This window comes from Candidatus Tisiphia endosymbiont of Nemotelus uliginosus (assembly GCF_964264835.1).
GTDB lineage: Bacteria > Pseudomonadota > Alphaproteobacteria > Rickettsiales > Rickettsiaceae > Tisiphia.
This window is the reverse complement of sequence record NZ_OZ183485.1, coordinates 614,567-638,038: the sequence shown is the minus strand read 5'-3', so window position 1 is coordinate 638,038 and position 23,472 is coordinate 614,567. Positions and strand designations below refer to the sequence as shown.

The 23,472-nt window shown below is 32.7% G+C and carries 19 protein-coding genes and 3 tRNA genes; 14 read left to right on the top strand and 8 right to left on the bottom strand.

Translation table 11 applies throughout. From position 1 onward, the window contains the following. Positions 1-89: 89 nt before the first annotated feature. Entirely contained in the window at positions 90-1,778 is a 1,689-nt protein-coding gene (locus tag ACFELV_RS02800; RefSeq protein WP_375326661.1) for a ribonuclease J, read from the top strand. A 45-nt stretch (positions 1,779-1,823) separates the two neighbouring features. Here the strand turns inward: ACFELV_RS02800 and ACFELV_RS02795 are convergent, their stop codons facing one another. Continuing rightward, positions 1,824-2,564, bottom strand: coding sequence for a 3-deoxy-manno-octulosonate cytidylyltransferase (locus tag ACFELV_RS02795; RefSeq protein ID WP_375327496.1), 741 nt, complete (start codon positions 2,562-2,564; stop codon positions 1,824-1,826). A 282-nt stretch (positions 2,565-2,846) separates the two neighbouring features. Between ACFELV_RS02795 and ACFELV_RS02790 the strand changes: the two genes are divergently transcribed. The 10 genes from ACFELV_RS02790 (at position 2,847) to ACFELV_RS02745 (ending at position 14,376) form a co-directional block, all read left to right on the top strand. Continuing rightward, positions 2,847-2,922 (top strand) — tRNA-Lys (locus tag ACFELV_RS02790). 67 nt (positions 2,923-2,989) lie between these two features. Beyond that, positions 2,990-3,066: transfer RNA gene (locus tag ACFELV_RS02785), tRNA-Ile, on the top strand. A gap of 232 nt (positions 3,067-3,298) precedes the next feature. Next, the gene (locus ACFELV_RS02780; RefSeq protein WP_375326660.1) at positions 3,299-4,207 is read left to right on the top strand and encodes a hypothetical protein; all 909 of its coding nucleotides are present in this window, start codon (positions 3,299-3,301) and stop codon (positions 4,205-4,207) included. A 241-nt stretch (positions 4,208-4,448) separates the two neighbouring features. After that, entirely contained in the window at positions 4,449-5,123 is a 675-nt protein-coding gene (locus ACFELV_RS02775) for a hypothetical protein (RefSeq protein WP_375326659.1), read from the top strand. Positions 5,124-5,283: 160 nt separating this feature from the next. After that, the gene (locus ACFELV_RS02770) at positions 5,284-5,922 is read left to right on the top strand and encodes a hypothetical protein (protein ID WP_375326658.1); all 639 of its coding nucleotides are present in this window, start codon (positions 5,284-5,286) and stop codon (positions 5,920-5,922) included. Between the two features lie 244 nt (positions 5,923-6,166). Then, positions 6,167-6,745, top strand: coding sequence for a GTP cyclohydrolase I FolE (gene folE / locus ACFELV_RS02765; RefSeq protein WP_375326657.1), 579 nt, complete (start codon positions 6,167-6,169; stop codon positions 6,743-6,745). Between the two features lie 12 nt (positions 6,746-6,757). After that, on the top strand, positions 6,758-8,050 hold the full coding sequence (gene proS / locus ACFELV_RS02760) for a proline--tRNA ligase (protein ID WP_375326656.1): 1,293 nt from the start codon (positions 6,758-6,760) through the stop codon (positions 8,048-8,050). Positions 8,051-8,088: 38 nt separating this feature from the next. Continuing rightward, the gene (locus tag ACFELV_RS02755; RefSeq protein WP_375326655.1) at positions 8,089-9,138 is read left to right on the top strand and encodes a COX15/CtaA family protein; all 1,050 of its coding nucleotides are present in this window, start codon (positions 8,089-8,091) and stop codon (positions 9,136-9,138) included. Further along, positions 9,132-10,076, top strand: a complete 945-nt coding sequence (locus ACFELV_RS02750; RefSeq protein ID WP_375326654.1) for an RluA family pseudouridine synthase — start codon at positions 9,132-9,134, stop codon at positions 10,074-10,076. Before ACFELV_RS02755 ends, ACFELV_RS02750 begins: the two co-directional genes overlap by 7 nt. A 418-nt stretch (positions 10,077-10,494) precedes the next feature. After that, entirely contained in the window at positions 10,495-14,376 is a 3,882-nt protein-coding gene (locus ACFELV_RS02745; RefSeq protein ID WP_375326653.1) for a hypothetical protein, read from the top strand. Positions 14,377-14,463: 87 nt separating this feature from the next. Here the strand turns inward: ACFELV_RS02745 and ACFELV_RS02740 are convergent, their stop codons facing one another. Further along, complete coding sequence (locus ACFELV_RS02740) at positions 14,464-15,552, bottom strand: IS481 family transposase (protein WP_375326314.1); 1,089 nt, start codon at positions 15,550-15,552, stop codon at positions 14,464-14,466. A gap of 629 nt (positions 15,553-16,181) precedes the next feature. Between ACFELV_RS02740 and hpf the strand changes: the two genes are divergently transcribed. Further along, positions 16,182-16,754 carry a ribosome hibernation-promoting factor, HPF/YfiA family gene (gene hpf, locus ACFELV_RS02735; RefSeq protein ID WP_375326652.1) on the top strand — a complete coding sequence of 191 codons (573 nt, stop codon included), beginning with the start codon at positions 16,182-16,184 and terminating at the stop codon, positions 16,752-16,754. A gap of 501 nt (positions 16,755-17,255) precedes the next feature. Beyond that, positions 17,256-17,783 (top strand): gamma carbonic anhydrase family protein, encoded by a 528-nt coding sequence (locus ACFELV_RS02730; protein ID WP_375326651.1) that lies wholly within the window; start codon positions 17,256-17,258, stop codon positions 17,781-17,783. Between the two features lie 134 nt (positions 17,784-17,917). On the opposite strand, the gene ACFELV_RS02725 is transcribed toward ACFELV_RS02730, so the two are convergent. The 5 genes from ACFELV_RS02725 to ACFELV_RS02705 form a co-directional block, all read right to left on the bottom strand. Then, positions 17,918-18,280, bottom strand: a complete 363-nt coding sequence (locus ACFELV_RS02725) for a TrbC/VirB2 family protein (protein WP_375327495.1) — start codon at positions 18,278-18,280, stop codon at positions 17,918-17,920. A 181-nt stretch (positions 18,281-18,461) separates the two neighbouring features. Further along, positions 18,462-18,827: a TrbC/VirB2 family protein gene (locus ACFELV_RS02720; RefSeq protein WP_375327494.1), complete on the bottom strand. Its 366-nt coding sequence runs from the start codon at positions 18,825-18,827 to the stop codon at positions 18,462-18,464. Between the two features lie 204 nt (positions 18,828-19,031). After that, positions 19,032-19,886 (bottom strand): cytochrome c oxidase subunit 3, encoded by an 855-nt coding sequence (locus ACFELV_RS02715; protein ID WP_375326650.1) that lies wholly within the window; start codon positions 19,884-19,886, stop codon positions 19,032-19,034. Between the two features lie 266 nt (positions 19,887-20,152). Further along, complete coding sequence (lptC, locus tag ACFELV_RS02710; RefSeq protein WP_375326649.1) at positions 20,153-20,788, bottom strand: LPS export ABC transporter periplasmic protein LptC; 636 nt, start codon at positions 20,786-20,788, stop codon at positions 20,153-20,155. Further along, positions 20,788-21,738, bottom strand: a complete 951-nt coding sequence (locus ACFELV_RS02705) for an SIS domain-containing protein (RefSeq protein WP_375326648.1) — start codon at positions 21,736-21,738, stop codon at positions 20,788-20,790. Before ACFELV_RS02705 ends, lptC begins: the two co-directional genes overlap by 1 nt. 919 nt (positions 21,739-22,657) lie before the next feature. On the opposite strand from ACFELV_RS02705, the gene ACFELV_RS02700 reads away from it, so the two are divergent. Next, positions 22,658-22,963: a hypothetical protein gene (locus ACFELV_RS02700; RefSeq protein WP_375326647.1), complete on the top strand. Its 306-nt coding sequence runs from the start codon at positions 22,658-22,660 to the stop codon at positions 22,961-22,963. Positions 22,964-23,180: 217 nt separating this feature from the next. Here ACFELV_RS02700 and ACFELV_RS02695 read toward each other — a convergent pair. Continuing rightward, positions 23,181-23,257, bottom strand: a tRNA-Met gene (locus ACFELV_RS02695). Positions 23,258-23,472: the final 215 nt, after the last annotated feature.

The following is a 23,472-nucleotide window of genomic DNA, read 5'->3' as shown; positions in this document are numbered from 1 at the left end:
AATAATTATTATATCGAATTGAGGTTATATTTATATGATCATACAAACAATTTGAAAACAATATTTAGAATAATAATATAGAAGTTAATATGTCATTCAACATTAAAAACTACAAAAATGATCTGCTATTTTTAGCTCTTGGGGGAGCAAATGAAATAGGGATAAATGTTAATCTATATCATTATAGAGGAAAATGGCTAATGGTTGATTGTGGTAGCGGATTTGCAGATGATTATTTACCAGGTGTTGATATGGTAGTTGCTGATATTAGCTTTATTGAAAAATATAAAAATGATTTAGTAGGTTTAGTGCTAACTCATGCTCATGAAGACCATTTAGGGGCAGTGCAGTATTTATGGAGTAATCTAAGATGTCCAATATATGCTACAACTTTTACTGCAAATTTCCTAAAATTAAGATTAGCAGAATATGATTTTACTAAAGATATTAAGATTCATACGGTAAATCCTGCTGCCAAAATAGATTTGGCTCCTTTCCAACTAGAAATGGTACCATTAACTCATTCAGCTCCAGAAATGCAAGCAATTATGATCCGGACAGAAGCAGGAAATATTCTGCATACTGGAGATTGGAAATTTGATGACGACCCAGTACTTGGCAAAAAAGTGGATGAAGAATTATTAAAGTCCTATGGGGATGAGGGGGTATTAGCGCTGGTTTGTGATTCGACGAATGTATTTAATGAAGGTGTCTCTGGTTCTGAAGGATCAGTACGCAAAAATTTAGTAGATATTATAGCTGGCTGTCCTAAAATGGTAGTAGTGACAACTTTTGCATCAAATTTAGCACGGCTTGATACCTTAATTCATGCAGGGCAACTTGCTAGAAGGAAAGTGGTCTTAACCGGCAGAAGTTTACATAGAATTTTACAAGCTGCTCAGGAAAGTGGTTATATGCAAGATATTTTGCCATTAGTCGATGAGCGTGATATCGCTAGATTTAAAAGAGAAGAGTTGTTAATTATAGCTACTGGTTGTCAGGGAGAGCCATTAGCGGCAACTGCTAAAATGGCAAATAATAGTCATCCTAATGTCAAGCTAGCTCCCAAAGATACTATTATATTTTCTTCAAAAATTATCCCGGGTAATGAAAAGAAAATTTTCCGCTTATTTAATATTTTTGTCAGGTTAGGGGTTGAAGTCATCACAGAACGAGATCATTTTGTGCATGTTTCGGGTCATCCATCTATAGAGGAGCTGAAGCGTATGTATCTACTAGTCAGACCACAAATTTGTGTACCAGTACACGGGGAACCGGTGCATATTCACGAACATGTAAAATTAGCGCGTAAAAATGGGATCAAACAGGCAGTTGAGGTAGAAAATGGTAGCTTATTATTACTTGATCCTTTTAATCCACGTATTTTAACGAAAGTAGAATCAGGCTATTTAGCTGTAGATGGTAACTATCTTTTACCGACCGAATCACCAATTTTCAAGATGCGCCGTCGCATGCGGGAATCTGGGGTAGTAGTAATTTCATTATTAATTAATAGAAGAGAGAGGCTAAGTTGTAGACCGATTGTTGCAATGCCGGGGCTTCTCGATCTTAATGATGATGCTCAGCTAATTAACATTATAAAAGATGGTATAGCTAATGTTATCGAAGTGCAAGTTCAATCAATAAAAGACAAAATATTTAATGAACAAATTGAAAATGCTGTCAGATCTTTTATCAGGAGAACATTAAAGCAGGAGATAAATAAATCTCCAATTATCATAATCAATATAGAACAAGTTAGAGAGACGACGCTATAATTTGCGGTATTTAAGTTTAGGATACATAAATTTCCTTCACACAACCTAGAATATACTGGGATATTGTAGCTGATAAAATGCTATGGCTTGGTTTAAATCTTCTTCAGTATCAACTGAAATAGGAACGTTATTAACATAACATACTCCTATTGACATATTATTTTCTAATGCTCTGAGTTGTTCCAGGTTTTCACTTTGTTCTAAAGAAGAAGGAGGTAATTTGACAAATTTATGTAATGCTTTTTTACGGAATCCATAAACACCTATATGGTATAAAAATTCACTAGCACCATGAGGAATTACACTGCGAGAGAAGTATAGCGCTCTGTTATTACTATCCGCAATGACTTTTACATTACTACTATGATTGGCTAATGATAAGCTTACTTTTGTCACTGGCGTTATTATATCATAATTACTATTTTTTAGATTTTCAATAACAGTAGTAATGGTTTCGGATTCTATAAAAGGCATGTCGCCTTGAACATTAATGATATAATGAATATTATGATTATCTGGAATTAGTTGGAATGCCTCATATACCCGCTCAGTGCCAGAACTGCAGCTAGGGCTGGTGAAAATAAATTGCCCTCCACGGTCCTTAACTTTTTCGGCAATTTCTTCTGAATCTGTAGCAACAAAAATATTTTTTAAACCGCTCGCTAATACCTGACTTACCACATGTTCAATCATGGTAATATTGCCAATAAGTTGCAGAGGTTTTTTATTAAGCCTGAATGAACTTAGCCTTGATGGAATAATAATTGCTACATCTGAATGCATAATGTACTTCTTGTGTAAATTGGCATATTCTATCTCTGTAGCTAACTATAGAATGTATTATAGTCAATTAATATAAACTATGGACGTGCTCGCTCGTTGCTCTACCAACGTATCTTCTCAGCTTCGCGTCTTGCTGCTAGTCCCTAATTCATCTTAATTGCCTATATATACTCTTTGAAATATTCATAGCAAATAGGAAAATAATAGTTGACATATTAGCCTTTTTACACGATAAAGTAAAGCATATTCAACACGGTTCTTAGAAGTCTTAAGAGCCATATTATTGGGTTCGTAGCTCAGCTGGTAGAGCACTTGACTTTTAATCAGGGGGTCCCGGGTTCGAGTCCCGGCGAACCCACCATTTCAGCATATTTACTTATACTTAATCTGGTATGCTGGGAAGCATGTGATTTCGTGGGTAGTCTAATGGGTTTGTAGCTCAGCTGGTTAGAGCACACGCCTGATAAGCGTGAGGTCGGAAGTTCAAGTCTTCTCAAACCCACCAATTATAAGTATACTCTAGGAACTTTTAAAATATTTTGTTTGTTCATTTAGATTGTAATAAATTAGCTACTTATTGGCTTAAAAATGGTATTTTTGCTCTTGCCGTTTCCAGTATTTATTTAATCCTGATAATATTTTTCCTCCTTTACCCAGGATGCAGTGTATTTTTATCTACAGACATCTTTAGATCAGCATTGATAATTCACGTTAATTTGTCGATTCTGGTATGGTTTGTGTCGAATATTGCTGCTGTTTGGAGTTATAAGCTACAACTTTCCTATTTTACTATCACTTGTGTAATATTAGCATTTATTGCTACTGTCCTAATTGCTTTATCCTTAATTTGTGGACCGAGTTTTTCGGTAATGAATAAATATATTCCGATGCTGGAAAATATTTTGTTTATATTAGGCTTTAGTTTATTTGGGGTGACGATATTACTATTAGCATTCTATACACTATATCATACTATTTTCTATTTCCAAGTTAGCGATAATAGTTCGCGGTTAATTAAAAGCACGATTTTGTCTACCTCAATATTATTTATTTTAATGTGGGTATGCTTTACTCTATCATATTTACAGTTAAAAACAGTGATTAAGATAACGGAGGTTACTCTAGAATTTTACTATGAATTACTATTTTGGAGTGGAAGCTATTTATTACAATTTATTTATACTCAAACCCTCATTTTCGTATGGGTAATTTTATTTTATAGCGGGGTAGGGAGAGAAGTAAGATATAGCAAACTCTACCTGACATTATTAGTTTTAAATTTTGTTATAGCGCTCGCTGCTCCTATGGGGCATTTATTATATAATATTTTAGATGATGGGTTTAAAGAATATTATATAGTGCTAGAGAGATATGGTAACGGTATTATTCCAGTGCTAGTTTTGGTTTTGCTGCTATATGATTTAATGATCTACTCAGCAAAAACCAAGCCTGTAAAAAAGAATAAGGCGCGAGCAGTTGCTAGTTTTTCTTTAATATGCTCAGGCATATTATTTGTACTTGGAAGATTGGTGGAATTATCAATTACTAATACGGCCCCCTTAACCCTTGCATATTATCAAGCTCCCGTAGCAGGTATTACTATAGCATTTATAGGTTTTAGTTTTCTTATAATATGTCGATATTGAGTTACTATTAGCCTGTGTGATAAGTTTGTCATGCCTTAAATATTTTATTAGATCCTAATTCTGTAGCTCAATATGTTCTTTCTTGCTCCCTAACAGGATTTGGCAAATTTTATCTCCTAGTTATTAAAATAAATTCATAGAATTATAATTTTATTTATGGAATACTTATTAAATATCGTTAATCAAATATAGAGTTAACAATATAAGGTAATAAATAAAATTAAAAAAACAGGAGTATAATATGTCTAAAGATAAAAATCAGCCAATGCAAAGAGTTATGTTAAAACAATTTTCTGATGCTATCTTCAGTACAGGAGCAGGTCTTGTTGAACTAAAGGGGGACGGCAATGACGGATTTCCTTTTGTGTCAGGTTCAGCTCTAATGATAGAAACTGAAAAGTCCGACTCGAATGAGACGGTTAAAATTATAACTATCAATAAGAATACTGACATTAAATGCATCAGTACAAGATCCTCGCACAGTAAGAAAGATGTTGATGCCATACGCTTGGTGGTCACCGAAGAAGTAGACAATCTAACTATAGGTAGCATCAGTCATATAGATTATTCGTTCAGTGGTTCGTCGAGTTTTAAACCGTTTCAAGAAAAAAAAGTGCCGGTAAAAATAGAGATCCAGAATAGTAGTAAGAAACTAGCGCTTACTTTTACAGGTAAAGGTGATATGACGGTTCCACGTCTTACTGACACCCCTCCTGAGGTAAAAGAAAATACCTATAATAGTTTGGAAGAGATAATTGATCCTGTAGAGAGATGTGGTGGTCCCAATGGGATAAAATGGGCACCTTATAATGAACCTGGAGCATGGGCAGCGACAATACAAGTAGCCGGTATTAAGTATAATAATGAGGATCTGCATGGGGTGGCACTAGGGGATCATGCTCTTGATGTAGCCTAATGTGTCGCGATATATTCATAGTCCAGTAAAGTAATAATTGCTCCTCCTGTTAAAATAAAGCAGGAGGTTTGATCATACTAAGTTTACCAATTTTAATAAAAGATACAATTAATAATAATAGGTAATCAAGTGAAATAAAATAACAAATACGGAGCATAATATGTCTAAAGATAAAATGTCTAAAGATCTTAAAAAGCAACCAATGAATAGAGATATGTGGGCTCAATACTCTAGCTCTACCTTATCTACAGGAGAGGGGCTTGTTGGCGTTATGGGACCAGGAGCTCATCCTGATGGATTCCCCTTCATTTCCGGTTCCGGCATAAAAGTATTGAACCAAGGAAGTGGTGTTAAAACTGTAAATATTGATCTAGATAATGTTGACATTCGATACCTAGGTACATGGTACACTAATCATAACGTTGTTAACGTACAGGTTATGATATCGCCAGTGGTTAAAACACTATCTATAGGTAGCATGTGTGACATGCTGTGGAAGAGTTCGTGGGTTCCGAAAATGTCAACAGAAATATATATTGATGGTGATAGTAAGGAAAAGTTAACCCTTACTTTCACTGGTACAGGTAGTAAGACAGTCCCAGCGCCTTATGGTGCAGGTGATGTCTTTCCAGAAAATAACTATAAGAACCTGACTAAGATAATTGATCCTGCAAAGAGATGTGAGGTAGTAGTGAAACCTTGTAATGGAGGTACCATAGTACTAGACTATGAGTATAATGGCCAGCCAGTACATACGTCAGTAACAGGGGAAGCTCAGGTGCTTGATTTTGTAGCATAATATGGTAAGCTATTAATAGCCTAATAATTTTTATCTCCTACTAAAATAAAGTAGGAGGTTTTTTTATATTAAGCTTTCCAGCGTTAAATCCTTTAATCTTCACGCCGCCTTAATTGTGAGTTTATAATTACTATTGCCGAAGTCTCTAGTTGATAGCTTGATGTTTACTGTTATTTATGGTAAAAAGGCCCTTTGTAGTTTTAATTCCCACTAATTCTGTTTCCTTAAGTAATTAATAGAAAATATGACGTTTATAAAGCCCTCTCTTGAAGAAGCAAAAGAAGCGGTAAAAACCTTATTGAGGTTTATTGGTGAAGATCCCAATAGAGAAGGTTTACTTAAAACACCTGAGAGAGTAATAAAAAGTTATCAAGAAATATTTTCTGGTTATAATCAAGATGTGGAAGACATATTAACCACTAAATTTTATGATACTTGTAATTTTCAAGATTTTATTTTATTAAAAGACATAAACTTTAATTCTTTTTGTGAGCATCATTTATTGCCAATATCTGGCAGCGTAGATATCGCTTATATACCTGATAATTGTATTATAGGTATTAGTAAATTAGCAAGAGTAGTGGAAGTGTTTGCTAGAAGACTACAAATCCAAGAAAAACTGACAGTACAAATCGCTGAAACTGTGCAACAATATGTTAAGCCTTTAGGTGTGGCAGTCAAGATTTCAGCACTACATAGCTGTATGACCCTTAGGGGAGTGAGGCAAAATAATACAGTAATGAATACTATGCATTATACGGGTATCTTTGTTGAGCAGCAAAAATACCGCCATGAATTCTTAAATATAGTCTCTAAAAAATAATTAACAGCCCTTATGTTATTATCTAAATATTTTTTACCTGTTTTAAAAGAAGTGCCTTCAGAAGCGCAAGTAGTATCTCATCGTTTGATGTTAAGGAGTGGGATGATTAGGCAACAAGCGTCTGGGCTTTATAGTTGGCTACCTTTAGGGTTAAAGGTTTTACAAAATATTATGCATATTGTTAATCATAATATGCAGCAAGTAGGTAGCCTGGAGATATTAATGCCCTGTATTCAACCAGCTTCTTTATGGATAGCATCAGGCAGGTTTGAAAATTATGGCAAAGAAATGTTAAAATTTCAGGATCGCCATGATAATACCTTGTTATTTGGTCCTACTAACGAAGATATGATTACCGATATTTTTAAGCATAATATCAAGTCTTATAAAGACCTGCCCAAAAATCTGTATCATATTCAGTGGAAATTTCGTGATGAAATTAGGCCACGGTTTGGAGTGATGCGTGCTAGAGAATTTCTGATGAAAGATGCTTATTCTTTTGATATAGATCAAGCTAGTGCTGTGCTGCACTATAATAAAATGTATCTTGCTTATCTAAACACCTTCCGTGATATAGGACTTGATGTTATTCCCGTATTGGCTGATAATGGCCCTATAGGGGGAAATTTAAGTCATGAATTTCACATTCAAGCAGTAAATGGTGAGAGTAATATTTTTTATGATAAACAAATCTTAAATTTAATTAATTCCAAAAATGTAGATATTGAAAGATTACAAGCTTTATATGCAGTAGCAGAAGAAAAACATGATCCTCACAATTGTCCTTTGGCGCCCGAGGAGATATCGAGTAGTAAGAGCATTGAAGTTGGACATATTTTTTATCTTGGCAATCGATATTCAAAAGTAATGAATGCAGTAGTGAATGATCAACACGGTAATCTAGTGTCCATCGAGATGAGTTCTTATGGGATCGGCATTTCCAGATTAGTAGCTGCTATCATTGAAGCTAGCCACGATGATAGGGGAATTATATGGCCTAAAAATATTGCTCCTTTCTTTGTTTCCATATTGAATTTGAATATAATGGATAATAAATGTAATGAGTTGTCACAAAACTTATATGATAGGCTAAGAGATAATAATATTGCAGTATTATATGATGATACTGAAGAGAGAGCTGGTAGTAAATTTGCAACTCACGACCTGATAGGTTCACCATATCAAGTAATCATTGGCCCTAAAAAAGCGATAAATAACATTGTAGAGCTAAAGGACCGTAGAACTGGTCAAATAGAAGAGCTGGACATGGAAGGGGTGTATGAGAAAATTATAAGTCTCCTATAATAATTATTAACACTTGTCTATATTACAATTTACAAACAATGTTACAACAAAAATTATCAATCAAAAGCTGGTTAATTGCATGTTGCTTAATGGTATTATTAATGATTTTATTAGGAGGGATCACTAGGCTTAGTGATGCGGGGTTAGCAATTGTTGAATGGAAACCAGTAGTAGGAGTGATTCCTCCACTTAATGATGCGCAATGGCAGGATGAATTTATCAAATATCAACAATTTCCTGAATATCAGCAGCGCAATATTCAGATGCAACTTGCAGAATTTAAGTTTATTTTTTGGCTTGAATTTATTCACCGCTTGGCTGCTAGACTGATGGGCTTATTATATGCATTACCCTTATTATATTTGTGGCTAAATAAGAAAATCGATCAAAAAGCCATGCTGATATATTTTATAATATTGATATTATTTTTTATGCAAGGATTTATGGGGTGGTATATGGTCAAAAGCGGCCTTATTGTATCGCCTCATGTAAGCCACTTCCGCTTAAGTGCGCATTTAGTGATTGCGGTGCTCATCTATAATTTATTATTCTATCAGCTGATGCAAAATAATTTTGATATACTGCTTATTTCCTGTAAAACTAGGATAAGCAATCAAAAATTTTGGTGCTTATTATCTCTTACGGTAGTGTATCTCCAAATTATTGTAGGAGGATTAGTGGCAGGGTTGGGTGCAGGTTTAATATATAATAGTTTTCCCTTAATGGGTAATAGTTTTATACCTGAAGAAGTCACTTTTACCGTGTTTAATATACAAAGCTTTAGCCAACCGGTGTTTATTCAATTTATCCATAGAATTGGGGCGTATATTGTGTGCATTAGCACAATGTGTTTAGCAATTAGCCTGTTCAAAACAGCCCATCTTAAACTAAAGAAAGTGGCATATAGTATATTAAGCATATTAACGTTACAAATGGCAGCTGGCATCATACTAATTCTATATTCAAGGCCGATCTTAATAGCTTTAGTACACCAAATTTTTGCTGTTATATTATTATCTTATATATCTTGGTGCTATTTTTTGTTGAAGAGTACTGAAGAGAGTAAGGGAATAAAACAAATATGTTAAGATTGGAGGTCAATGCTGCATCACCCTGTCGGTTAGATCGTTACTTAAAAAGATTATATCCTGGTCTTACACAAGGAATAATTGAGCGTAGTTTACGCCACAAAAAGATTATGGTTAATGCATGTAAGGTAGAAGCAAGTGTAAGAATAACAGTAGGTGATAAGATTTTTCTAGATGCTGCTCTACATCTTAACCCCCAAAAAGCTACTAGCAAAAATTTCTCTGACTCAGCTATTATATTAGCGGGTAAGTTATTAAAAGATTATCTAATTTATCAAGATAATTATTTGATAGCTATTAATAAACCAGAGGGGATTGCAACTCAAGGCGGCAGCAAAATTAGCTTATCTATTGATGATGCTCTCCAATACTTAAATAGTAGGGGAGGGGAATTTAAGTTAGTGCATAGATTAGATAAAGATACTTCTGGTATATTATTAATAGCAAAAAATTATTCTAGTAGTATAAAGTTAGTAAAATCTTTCCAAGAAAAAATTATCCAGAAAACTTACATTGCTGTAGTTTTAGGTAATCTTACCAAAAATGAAGGGCAAATTGTAGGTATGATAGGCAAAAATAGGGATGGGGTATATGAAACTGTGCAAGATGACCCGGCTAATGGTAAGTTAGCTATAACTTCCTATAGATTATTGGAAGTGTTAGGCCTGTCTTCTATAAGTAATTTAAAAATATCATTAATAGAATTTGTCCCACTTACCGGCAGAATGCATCAGTTGAGGTTTCATGCTAAAATGCTAAATTGCCCAATAATAGGAGATAAAAAATATGGTAGTCTGGAAGCAATAGCTCTATCCAAAGAAATGCTGTTACATGCAAAAAAAGTAGTTTTACCAGAACAAATATTTGGTAAAGAGATAATAATGGAAGCTGAGCTTCCACATTATTTCAATAATGTTAATAAAATACCAAAAAAATAATAGAAATTTTTATATATAATCTATAATTTATCCACTTTTTTGAATAGAACCACTGGATTTATGATAGAATTCAACAATAATCTAATTTAAAGTATCTAAAAATACTGAAGCAAATGCTTGCACCAATTCAGCATCAAACCAATAACATTTACAACTAGCAGAGCTTAAAAGTATCTAGGGCAGTTATATTGTTAATTAGATAGTGATTTAGCATTACTTGTTTTTCGATCATTATGAAACAATTAAATTATGTAACCAACTAAAAAATTGGCACTTTTATGAAATGGATTTTAGAAATGAAACAAGTGATCTGTTTTATAAAACAAGCCGTAGGGGATACGGTAAATTTTTTTATTTTTTAAGATATTTGCTATTTCCCAACAGATTCCTAGGGCTTATAGCTACCTAAACTTAAATTATGAACTATCAAGATATTATTGCAGCATTAAGAAATGACCCTAATTTTGATAAAGTAAAAGTTAAGGAGGCACTTAATTTTGCCATAAAGCATCACAGAGATAATAATCACCAATTCATAGCAATAGCAAGAACTATCACCTCAGTATACCCTGATACCAGTGCTACTGTTGCAGCATTATTGTTCTTTAGTTTTGCAACAGCTAACTTAAAGGCCTCTAAAATTCAACGTTTTAATACGGAAATATCTAAGATATTTAATGCATTAACTAAGCTTTTTCAAATTCACAACACATATCGCCGTGATACAATACGGGAGACTCTCAAGTTATTATTATCATTAGAACCTGATATAGGAATAAGGATCTTATTAATCAGATTTGCATATTTACTGAATCAAATAATATTTGACTCAAAAGTATCAGATATTGAATGTTATTTAACTATCGATGAAATAAGTAAGATATATGTACCATTATTTCAAGAAGTAACAATAGAGAACATTAAAACTGCATTGCAAGATGTTTGTTTAACAATATTACAGCCACAGTTACGAGAATTGATAGTCACTCGTTTAACAGAACAATATCCTAATCAACAGCAGTTAGTTATTAGCACCATTAATACATTGCATGATATTTTATCTGTTGTGGACATAGCATATACCATATCTGGGAGAGTTAAATCTTGCTATTCTATTGCTAAGAAGATAGTACAGAAGTCTAGTAAAGTAACAGAATTATTTGATATTATTGGCATTAGAGTAATAGTAGAGGAAGAAGATCAATGTTATAAAATCTTGGATACTATTTATAATAATTATAAACATATTCCAAAACGATATAAAGATTTTATTAAGTTTCCTAAGAAAAGTGGTTATCAATCACTACATACGGTAATAGTTAACGATTCCCAGAAGATAGAAATACAAATACGTACTAAAAGGATGCATTACATTGCATTATTTGGTAGTGCATCACATTTGCAATATAAAATGCCGTCAATAAGAACTAACACTACTCTACATAGTGTTTATGATCTATTAAATAAATATATATTAGATATATTAAATCCATTTATTATCAACATCAGACTGCAGGCTGTTAGAATGGCTAATGAGTCAGTTGCTCTAAGATCAGAGGTGACATGGTTAATAACACAAGATATTGAGGCAACACAGTTGCATTACCGATTTGCCTACCAAGAACATGCTGCATATTATGCTGCTGAAGTTATAACAGTTAATATCATTGAAGTAAATCAACTATCTCGACCGTTAGTTAATATTAATGACAGGATATATATAGATGCTGTTAGGGCGTTACAGATTCAAGAGCAATATTTAGCAAATATACGAACTAACTATCAAGATCATAATCAACAATATGCTGAAATCTTACTCATCGATCTACCACTTGATAATATGGATAATAATTACAGGGGTAATCAGAGTGTCCAAAACGCTAAAAAATCAAATATTTTAGAAGTAATAAAGAATAATGCAACAATAATACCCGGGTCCCCAATCGAACTATTAGAAAAGCTATTGCACCCAGATATATTTCAAGAGGCAGTAACAGTAACCACCCACTATCAAGATATTGACTGGTATTCAGATAAATCAGATAACACATCGAACTACATTGACACAGCTGTATTGGTTGATGAAAAACTAGAAGAGTACCAAATTAATTTTGGTGATCAAAATATTCATGATCTTAATAGTAGTGATCTTGATAGTTGCCCTAAAGCACAAAATACTACATATCAATTTCAAGAAGGAGCAGAAGACAATACATCATTGCAAATAGCTGATACATTAAATGATAATGATCATAGGAGTAAAGATAGTAGTAATGATATATCTAAATCTAAACAAAAAATATCATCGTGGGGGCAAGATATTAAACTAAATGAAGAACATATCCACCAATTGAATATGCAAGTTAATAATAGCGATAAAGACTCATGGAGAATTCCAATTAAAACAGCTAATTCTATACAACGAAACGAACCCATTACTATTGATCTTCAAGACGAAAAAATAAAAGATTCAGACATTGAAACACTTATTTCTATACTAAAAGAACATAATATTACACACTTAACTCTTAATACTAATGAGGAATCTTATAAGATATTTATTTCTTTACTAAAAGATACTAATATTATACACCTTAGTCTTAAACGTAACTACATAAGCGAGAAAGAGATTGAGATATTGGCTCTTGCACTTAGAGACACTAAAATTACCCACCTTAATCTAGAAGGCAACCAAATAGCAGAGGATTGTGTTAAAACACTTATTGCTATATTAAAAGATACTCAAATTATAGATCTTAATCTATCAGGTAATGATATAGGAGATACTAGTATACCAAGTGTTGAAAATAATACACTTACTTTCCCACAAGATACTAAAATTACATACCTTGACCTTGGATATAACAGTATGGGCGATGCAGAAATTAAGTCACTTGCTTCTATACTACAAAACACTCAAATTATAGATCTTAATCTTGAATACAACCATATAGGAAATTCAGGAGCGATAGCACTGGCTTCTGTATTAAAAGACACTCAAATTACAAAGCTTAATCTGGCATACAACCAGATAAGAAATTCAGGAGCGATAGAGCTAGCTTTGATATTGAAAGATACTAAAATTACACAGCTTATTCTGGACGGTAACATTATAGATAATACAGGAATTAAGACACTTATTTCTATACAAGCAAACACTAAAATTATCATTAATTTTAAAGATCAGCATAAGGAGATAGATAATAATATGATTCCTTATGATGAGGCTAATACTCAACTAGTAGATATAGAAGAATCTTTATACCCAGATAGTAATGATGAGAGGAGTAGTGAAAGTGGATATGGTGGTAGTGTATGTGGTATGTATGAAGAATCGGATCTACAGGATGAAGAGCCGTATAGCATTCCAATTAAGACATTTGTTTCTATATTACAAAAAGATTCCAACATGACACATCTTGATCTTCAAAACCAGGGAATAAAAGGTTCAGATATAGAAATGCTTATATATTTACTAAACAATACCAGTATTACACACTTAAATCTTAGCAGTAACGACATATATTATAAAGAATTTAATACACTTATTTCTCTACTAAAAGATACTAGCATTACCCACCTAGATCTTAAACACAACTACATCAATACATTCGTCCAACAGGAGCTTCATTTTATTGAGGAATGTGAGTCTACATTCAAAAGTGCTAGAATTAAATATCTTGATCTAGAAAATAATGCGGGAGATAGTTTTGATATTACAGCTCTTACTTTTATATTCAAGTATATTGAAGTTGAATATCTTAATCTAGCATGTAACCGTATAGGAGAGGAGGATGATGATATGAAGCAACTTGCTAATATATTAAAGGATACTGAGATTAAACATCTTGACCTTCAAAACAATCACATAAATGATTTAGATATTGAGGCACTTGTTGCTGTACTACCAAGAACTAATATTACACACTTAAATCTTAATGATAATGAAATAACAACTAAAGGAGCAAAAAGGCTTATTAATATATTAAATAATACTAGGCTTATAAAGCTTGATCTTAAGCATAACTATATAGAAGATAAAGATATAGTGACTGATCAAAAGCCAGTAGGTTGTCAAATTGATTTTGATGATCAAAAGACTATTTATCCTGGGGATTTTTATCCTGGAAATTTTCCTAAACTACAAAATATTACTTATTCGTTGCAAGACAGAATAGAAGATAATAGTTCCCCTGTATCTCAAATAGTGGATAAAATTTACTATTCACCGAATTATGATTATCAAAAAAGGTTAGTGAATGAAAAGAGTGAATTATTAGGAGAGAAATTTATGGACTGAAAATTAACATGAGTTTACCAGCCTAGGACGTGTCCTTAATTAAGCTAATTTGTAGAAGTCAAGATTTGATCTTACAGACCCCATAAATTAACTTATTAGATTGTCAGATAAATTTTGACTGTCAGATAAGTGTTCAAGATACAAGATCTCATTATTTTTTTCAAACGCTAATTTTTTACTATCTTTAAAGGTTTGCATAGGCGTTTTACCATAACAATACTTACCAGAATGAGGACGTTCGTTATTATAATAACGTAACCAGGTATCAAGATCTTTTTGCAATTCAAAAAGTGAATTGTAAATCTTTTTACGCATTGCAGTATCATAAAACTCATTTTTCATGGTTTTATGAAACCTCTCACATATCCCGTTAGTTTGAGGGGAATATGCTTTTGTAACGGTGTGTTCTATTCCTTCAATACTTAAAAACAATTCAAAGGCATGATGTTCTATATTTCCTTTATATTCAGTACCACGATCAGTTAATATACGTAGTATAGGAATACCTTGTTCTTCGTACCAAGGTAGAACTCTATCATTTAACATATCAGCAGAGGTTATAGCTGTTTTGTCTGTGTATAATTTGGCATCCGTCACCCTGGAATAGCTATCGATAAAAGTTTGACCATAAACCTTACCTATTCCTTTAAAGTTGCCAACATAGTAAACATCTTGACAACCAAGATAGCCTGGATGTTCTGTCTCTATTTCCCCATGTGCCTCTTTAAGATTCTTACGATTCTCCAAGACACGTAATTGAGCTTCCGTAAGTATAATGCCATCCTGAGCCATTTTAGTTTCTAAAGCTACTAGCCGTTTCTTAAGATTATTGAGATCGTTCCTAAGCCAGATAGATCTAATGCCGCCGGGAGATACTAAAATCCCATCTTTTTTTAATTCGTTCGATACACGAAGTTGACCATAAGCGGGGTACTCTATTGCCATGTCTAATACCGCTTTCTCTACAATAGGATCAACTCTATTAGCCAATATGGGTTTCTTACGGCTTATTTCATACAAGGCTTCATCGCCACCATTCTCATATAATTCCTTGAATCTATAATAACTATCTCTGCTATACCCCATTGTCTTACATGCACTAGATACATTTCCTAAGCTTTTTGCTAGTTCAAGTAATCCTATTTTTGGTCTTATTATTTTCTGATTTAAATTCATTTTAATCTCCATTTAATAATTTGTTTATTTTACTAAATGTAAGATTAAATCTCAACTACTTCAGCTAATTATTAGATACTGATTTATACTACTGCGTAACATCAGTTATTAAAATTAATAGTAGTAAAATAAACATGACTACTATATAGTGAATTGATTTGAATTAGCGACAATATCTCTTCCTGTTCTCGAGTTAGGCTTTACTCCTCGTTACTTAGTCTCTTAATTCAAGGGAACTTATTATATAACTTACTATATAATGCGCAATTAATTGTTACCTAACTTGATAGGCAACAAAATTCTATTCTATCAAGTGAGTTATTTTATACTATCAATATATTTGATTTTTGATAAAATAGGTTAATAATTACTATTGATTTAGCTCTTTTTTGCTGCGAACTATAAGTTTGGTTTGAAAGAGAATAAGCTAGTTTCCCACTCTTTCTCATTATACTCAGTTGGCTTGCAAGAATTGGTGTTCTACAACTGTAAAATATTCGCATTCTAATGCAAACTGTTTATTTATGCGTATTAACCTAGTGTTTTACTTACCAATTCGTCAATTATGCTAGTATATTGAGTTGCTGGTTAGTGTTAAAATTTTTACTAAATTATCTTAAGGAAAATTTATGCAGATATCAATATCAGGTCAGCATATTTCTGTAGGCAATTCTTTACAGGATTATGTTAAAAACCGTACTTCACAAATAACTGGCAAGTATTTTATTAATGCAATTAGCGCAAATATTCACTTTTCTAAAGATGGATTTCAATTTATTTGTGATATCATAGTTAATGATGGCACTAGTAGGCATATGCTACTAAAGAGCAATGCCACTTCTGATGAAATATATTCTTCATTTGATATAGCAATTTCCAAGTTGGAAAAACAATTGAGGAAATATAAATCTAAGCTTAAAGATCGCCATGAAAAAATTAAAATATCGGAGCTAGCGCCTAAAGCAGTGAAGTATGTCATTACCCCTCATAGTCAGTACGAAGAAGAGGTATCTATAGCAGATAATCCGGTAATTATAGCAGAAAAATCTATAGAAATATTGAATTTATCAGTAAGTGAAGCAGTAATGAAAATGGATCTTGAAAATCTTCCAGCTTTAATGTTTCAAAATATCAATACTAATCGGATTAATGTTATTTATTATCGGCGAGATGGTAATATATCATGGATAGATTCTAAGTAATTTAAACTTTTATTAGTAAGAAACAGATAGAGTATTGCCAATTTTTGCGCTCTATAAATAAGTTCAGCTCGATATAATAAGTAAATATTTTTATATCGAATTTTAACTCTGCTAATGTGGAATATACTATTCGTACCCGAAGTTGGATACGATAGAATCAACTTCAAGAAGAACTAGAAATGCCAAAGGCAAGGAGCGCAGCATACATAATATAAGTACGTGGCTGCCCTCTTAATCTTTATGGCACGAGACGATGCCAATTCTTGAAGTTCATCGAGTATATATCATCAACCAAGTATTCTTAACTAGGTTCTGTGAACATTTCTATCTAATGGTCGATTTTTGTTGTTATTTTCGTTCTCGAACCCTCACATGCACCCTAATGCACTGCCGTTTTGCGAGCGAAAATGCCTGTAAATCTACTCATTATATAGAAATATTCACAGAAGTTAAATTACTTTGGCTAAATAATAAAATTTGTATGCTGCTCGGGTAATTATCATGTCATTTAAAATAATTTCTTATAATAATATTTTTCCCAGCATTGATAAAGAAGCGTATATTGCTGCTAATACATGCATAATAGGAGATGTAATTATAGGAAATAAATCAAGCGTCTGGTATAATTGTGTACTAAGAGGGGATGTAGCGCCTATTAGAGTAGGGTGTAATACTAATATCCAGGATGGCACTGTTATTCATACTTCGAGATTTAATGGGCCAGTAATAATTGGAGACAATATTACTATAGGACATTGTTGCCTTATTCATGCCGCTACTATCGAGAATAATGCTTTCATCGGAATGAGAGCTACTATTATGGATTATTCTGTCATCGAACCATATGGGTTTGTTGCTGCCGGCAGTTTAGTGCCGCCCAACAAGATTGTAAAATCAAAAGAATTGTGGATGGGGGCTCCTGCTAAATTCACTAGATATTTAACAGACAAAGAACTAAATGCAATGTTAGATAATACTCTAAACTATATTAATTTGACTAAGAATTATTTAAGTAATCCCTTAGCGTAAGATATAATATTCTTACCTCAAACTAAAAGTGATCTTAGTTCTAAATTTTGGCTTTTATATTATTATATAGCCTAATTATATTACAATTAGGCTATTATTGTATTTCTAAGAAATTGAGGTAGCAATATTTATGATCATGTTCCTACGTCTTGACATTTTGTGCTAGCATCTTTATCTTGCTCTATCAGATCTATAATATCAGGTGCTTTAAATAATATTATTATTCCTGTGACAATTACTAAAGCTACTTCCCATTTTAGTTGTCCTCTTAAAGTTTGAATACCTAAGACCACTACTCCCACTATCGCTATTCCTCTAGCTGTTTTACCACGAAATATGTGAATCATCTTACAAAACGCTTGACCGACTGGATCATCCGTAGCAGCAGCAGCAAAAGCATCGGACGCTGTAATTATTAGAGCAATACTACATAACATAAAAAATAGACGCCATATAAAAGCATTATCTAATTGTTGAGTATAAGAGCTACCATTCATAAATTTACCTCTGTTTAAACTAACTTCTTCCATGAAGCAGATTCTATCCATTACTTACGTCTCATTCAAGAGTTAATATGTATTTAATCTTCCCTAACGAAGTAATTAACTTAGAATCTCCACTTACGTGCTGTTTTAGCAACATAGGCTTTTTTTGTTTTAAGAAATTGAGTAACAATAGTTATGGTGTTGGTGCTGCTGCTGATGTACATTTGTCGGCGTCATCTGACGCAACCAAGTTGATAATATCAGGTGCTTTAAATAATATTATTATTCCTGTGACAATTACTAAAGCTACTTCCCATTTTAGTTGTCCTCTTAAGGTTTGAATACCTAAGACTACTACTCCCACTATCGCTATCCCTCTAGCTGTTTTACCACGAAATATGTTGATCAGTTTGCAAAACGCTGCACCGACTGGATCATCCGTAGCATCAGCAGCAAAAGCATCGGACGCTGTAATTATTAGAGCAATACTACATAACATAAAAAATAGACGCCATATAAAAACATTATCAAATTGTTGAGTATAAGAGCTACCATTCATAAATTTACCTCTGTTTAAACTAACTTCTTCCATGAAGCAGATTCTATCCATTACTTACGTCTCATTCAAGAGTTAACATGTATTTAAACTTCCCTAATGAAGTAATTAACTTAAACTATCCACTTACGTGCTGTTTTAGCAACAAATTAAATAATATTATTTAACAAACTTAAGCCCAGCTTTAATAGGAAAATCTATCCTTGCTTATCTTCCGAGAATATATAGAAAAATAAATAAAAAGAGCCATATTACATCAACAAAATGCCAGTACCAAGCGGCAAATTCAAAACCTAAATGATTATTGCCTTGAGCAAAATCCCCTCTTTTGGTTCGTAGATAACAAATGCTTAAAAATATAGTCCCTATTATTACATGCGCTCCATGGAAACCAGTGGCCATATAGAAATTAGAAGGGTATATCCCATCTTTAAAGCTAAAAGCTGCATGATGATACTCATACGCTTGCATCACACTAAACAAGATTCCTAATATTATAGTATACTTAAGAGCTTGCAAAAAATCTTTTTGATTGTTGTCTTCAAGAGCATAATGCGCCCAGGTAACAGTTGTGCCTGATAACAAAAGAATTAGGGTATTAATGAAAGGAATATCAAATGGATCAAAGGTTTGAATAGATGCAGGGGGCCATATGCCAGGTTTGATTACCCACACTCCCTCTAATATTCCTGCTGGAAAAACACTTGTTTTTAGGAAGGAACTAAAAAATACAGCAAAAAATGCTATTTCCGTGAGAATAAATAAAGCCATACCTATCCGGAGACCTGTTTGTACTTCACGAGTATGACATTTTGCTACTAAACCTTCTCTAATAACTTCTTTCCACCAGGAATATAAACAATAAATTACTGACAAAGCTCCAGCGCTAAGAATATATTTAGCAAATTTATAATTATGCATAAACATTATTATCCCAGCCGACAAAAGTAATAACGCAAAGGAAGTTAAAATTGGTAATGGGCTAGGATCAACAATGTGGAAAGGGTGAGGCTTGTTTGGTAAAATAGTAACATTATTATTGTCAATCGACTTATTGAACATATATATACTCCTATGATTTGAAGAGTTGGTAAACGATAGAATCAACTTCAAGAAGAGCTATCAGTAGAAAGCCTTAAGTAGCGCAAGCAGTACATATAAGTACGTGGCTATCTTTTCGACCTTTAGGGCGCGTACCTCCGTTAGTTCTTGAAGTTGATCGAGTATAACTCATTAAAAAATTAAACTTGCACATCATAATTGCCAACATTACGAATCTAGCTATTGTAGAAAAGTAATTTTCAGTTGAGCAGCTATGGGATCATAACCTAGAAATCTGAAATATTTATACTAGTAGATACCTGTCCTCTAAAATTGAGTAACATATTATTATGGGTAGCACTAAAATTATTAGCCTTAAGGCTAGAAGCTTTAAAGAATAATACTACTCCTGCTTCACTATATATTTCCTTATTTAGTAAATTTAATTGAGCTTTTGGAGTGGCTAAAATCCCATCCCCTAAAAGAAATTGTACATTATTATTTAATTCTAATACCTGGGTAGCCTCATTTAATATTCCATCTTTTGCACTCACCATTAATTCTTCTGCATTGTTCATTTGATATTTAGCAGCAATTTTTTCTAATAAATAATTATTATCTGTAGTTCGCACAGCCGTAGTAGTATTAATCTCATATGGATTTAGATTTTTGTTGACTCCACTAAAAGTAGAGCCGCCAATTTTTATTGGATAATGTGATTGCTTATCACCTGCAATAACGTTTTCCTCTATATTGTCATTTTGTGGAACTGCAATAATATTAATAGGCCATTTTAAACTTATATATATAAAATATAAAATTAATAAAACCCCTAATAAGGTTAAAATTTTCGATAAGCCATTTAAACGTTTGTAACGGATATATTTACGTAAAATTACAGTATTAGTAATATTATTTTTCATCAATTAATCCCTACGCGCAATAGATCATGCATATGTATAATACCAATCACCTTTTCTTCCTTAACCACCGGTAAGCTAGTAATTGATTTGTTATTCATCATAGCTAATGCTTCAACTGCCAGTTTAGCAGGAGAAATATATAAAGGATTAGCAGTCATTACATCACAAGCATATTTCATATTTATTTTATCATTAATATGTCTACGTAAATCCCCATCTGTTATAATACCAATTAGTTGTAAATCATTGTCTACTACTACCGCACATCCCAAAGCTTTTTGATTCATAATTAATATTGTATCAGTAAAAGAGGTGTTGTTATATACTAAAGGGATTTGCTCATCTATCCTCATTAAACTTTCGACCTTTATAAGATTTGTACCAATCTTGCCTCCTGGGTGATATACATAAAAATCTTCTGCCGAAAAACCTTTTGCTTCATGTACAGCTGTAGTAAGCGCATCTCCAAGAGATAACATCATTAAAGCAGAAGTAGTAGGAGCAGCAATTACAGAAGCTTCCTTGATTTTGGGTATCAATAATAAAAAATCACTATTGAGGGCTATAGTTGAATTTGCATTCATCGTCATAGCAACTATTTTAATAGAAAACCTCTTGCAATATTTCATTATATCAAATAATTCTTTTGTTTCACCTGAATTAGATAACATAAATATCAAATCACCGTCTGTTACCATTCCCAGATCTCCATGACTGGCTTCAGCGGGGTGTAAATAGAAAGATACAGTACCAGTAGAAGCAAAGCTTGCAGCTATTTTATGTGCTATATAACCACTTTTTCCTATGCCTGTTAAAATAATTCGCCCGTTAAAATCAATAATGTGATTTACTACTGTACTAAAATCATTCGGTAAATTATTCAATAATTCAATTAATGCTTCAGATTCTTTTAGGATAACTCTTTTAGCAACATCGAAATGGTAGGACATTTTAATCCAAAATTAAGTTTTTTACTTAGGAAGGCAAAAGCCAAATTTACAGAAGTATACCTAATCTCATTCCCCAATTGCAAGTTAATTAACCTCAATTCGACGTAAGAGAGATTAAAATGGTTTAATTTTAAAAAGGTACGGAAATTTTATTGGGTTTAAAAACGTAGATCCTGAAAATAGGGATCCACGAAACAGCAGAAGAATTAGCCGTTACTGCCCATAACATTAACAATAAGTTTGATTTACTCCTTATTAAACTGATCCAAAAAAGCACACAAATAACTTCAGAAGACAATGATTTTGAATCAATTCAACAGTTAATAGAACAACGTCCAGAGCTAGAATGTTATGCTATTAATAATATCTTAGAGGAATTTAAGAAAAAATATTAATAATCAAATTTAATAGGGCAGTGTGACACTGAATCTAAACAGTAACCTACTTATAAGTGGTTCTGTAGAAATTTTTAAGTTTTTTTAGCATTTTGTTCTTGTAAATACAGGCAAATAGTTTAAAATATTATGGTATTTTTGTAAAACTCACCTATATTGTTAGTGTTATAATCAAAACAATAGCGAGCAAGGAGATGCTTTTGCATTAGCCAAATTAAGTGTGAATGAAGCTATCAAAAGGTCTTTTGCTTTTTGAAACCTCAAAATATCCCTACTCTATAGTACTTCACTTGTTGGAGTTCTAAGTTCTGGTAATAAAAATTTTTAGTAGACTTTTTTTAAGCAGATTTGTACCGAAAATATAGGGAAATTTTGTAAGTAAATAACCCGCCTATTTCAAAAAGTTTGCCTATATTCGTAAGAAAAGCATATTAAAAAGAATCAAAAAAATTTTGTCAACACAACCTAGCACCACAAAATTTATATAAATTAGCCGCTTGCGTGTAACATTATTAAAATATTTTATGGAAGATATTAACAGTTGGCACACCAAACTTGAGCCATGCTACTACTCAGATAGGCTGCTTAATAAGCTGATTCAATTATTATGGAGCCAAAAAAAATATAATGTTTTATTAATTAAGCTATTTGATAGATTTCATAATATGCAAACTTTAGATTTCCAATCTGCTGAGCAAATACGCAAAGTAGTCAAAGAGTATTTTGCCAGTTTTATCACTCTTAGTATGTATTTTAGAAACAAAATACCTAAAATGTTACAAATAGAAGAAGAGATGTATAGGCTCTGCTATCAGAATTTGTCCCTCTAAACAATCTTTGCTACAAAATTGACGACCATATTAGATTTTCTGCATAAGACCTAAAAAGCCCTTTAGAATTTTGAAGAAAAAACAAAGCTGTGCCAAGCTAGGGTATGTCCAAATAAATGTGTCAATTTCTCAAAGGTTATATAAAAGGAAATATCACAACAAAAGATATAATCAAGGATTCTATTAGAAAAGACTTGGTTTAAAGGAGTAATTGATTTGGTTGCGGGGGTTGGATTTGAACCAACGACCTTCAGGTTATGAGCCTGACGAGCTACCAAACTGCTCCACCCCACGACGATAAACTTAGTATTTTTGAAATATAAGGTGACACTATTTAAATAGCATCACTTATCTGTAGTTCAAATAAAAATTGAAGAATTATTACCTTGAGTACTGATATATGCTCTTTAGCTTTCAAGAGTTGTTTGTTCATTTTATCAGAAATTTGGCTATGCTCACATACTTAAGTGTATGTTGCGCGCGCTCACCCCCTGCCAAATAAAATCTAG

Bases quoted from the DNA above. Each gene is read 5' to 3' on its own strand.
- ACFELV_RS02775 (WP_375326659.1), top strand. From the start codon at position 4,449: ATGTCTAAAGATAAAAATCAGCCAATGCAAAGAGTTATGTTAAAACAA.
- ACFELV_RS02755 (WP_375326655.1), top strand. From the start codon at position 8,089: ATGTTACAACAAAAATTATCAATCAAAAGCTGGTTAATTGCATGTTGC.
- proS (WP_375326656.1), top strand. From the start codon at position 6,758: ATGTTATTATCTAAATATTTTTTACCTGTTTTAAAAGAAGTGCCTTCA.
- ACFELV_RS02705 (WP_375326648.1), bottom strand. From the start codon at position 21,738: ATGTCCTACCATTTCGATGTTGCTAAAAGAGTTATCCTAAAAGAATCT.
- hpf (WP_375326652.1), top strand. From the start codon at position 16,182: ATGCAGATATCAATATCAGGTCAGCATATTTCTGTAGGCAATTCTTTA.
- ACFELV_RS02750 (WP_375326654.1), top strand. From the start codon at position 9,132: ATGTTAAGATTGGAGGTCAATGCTGCATCACCCTGTCGGTTAGATCGT.
- ACFELV_RS02700 (WP_375326647.1), top strand. From the start codon at position 22,658: ATGGAAGATATTAACAGTTGGCACACCAAACTTGAGCCATGCTACTAC.
- folE (WP_375326657.1), top strand. From the start codon at position 6,167: ATGACGTTTATAAAGCCCTCTCTTGAAGAAGCAAAAGAAGCGGTAAAA.
- ACFELV_RS02725 (WP_375327495.1), bottom strand. From the start codon at position 18,280: ATGAATGGTAGCTCTTATACTCAACAATTAGATAATGCTTTTATATGG.
- ACFELV_RS02745 (WP_375326653.1), top strand. From the start codon at position 10,495: ATGAACTATCAAGATATTATTGCAGCATTAAGAAATGACCCTAATTTT.
- ACFELV_RS02770 (WP_375326658.1), top strand. From the start codon at position 5,284: ATGTCTAAAGATAAAATGTCTAAAGATCTTAAAAAGCAACCAATGAAT.
- ACFELV_RS02715 (WP_375326650.1), bottom strand. From the start codon at position 19,886: ATGTTCAATAAGTCGATTGACAATAATAATGTTACTATTTTACCAAAC.
- ACFELV_RS02730 (WP_375326651.1), top strand. From the start codon at position 17,256: ATGTCATTTAAAATAATTTCTTATAATAATATTTTTCCCAGCATTGAT.
- ACFELV_RS02740 (WP_375326314.1), bottom strand. From the start codon at position 15,552: ATGAATTTAAATCAGAAAATAATAAGACCAAAAATAGGATTACTTGAA.
- ACFELV_RS02800 (WP_375326661.1), top strand. From the start codon at position 90: ATGTCATTCAACATTAAAAACTACAAAAATGATCTGCTATTTTTAGCT.
- ACFELV_RS02720 (WP_375327494.1), bottom strand. From the start codon at position 18,827: ATGAATGGTAGCTCTTATACTCAACAATTTGATAATGTTTTTATATGG.
- lptC (WP_375326649.1), bottom strand. From the start codon at position 20,788: ATGAAAAATAATATTACTAATACTGTAATTTTACGTAAATATATCCGT.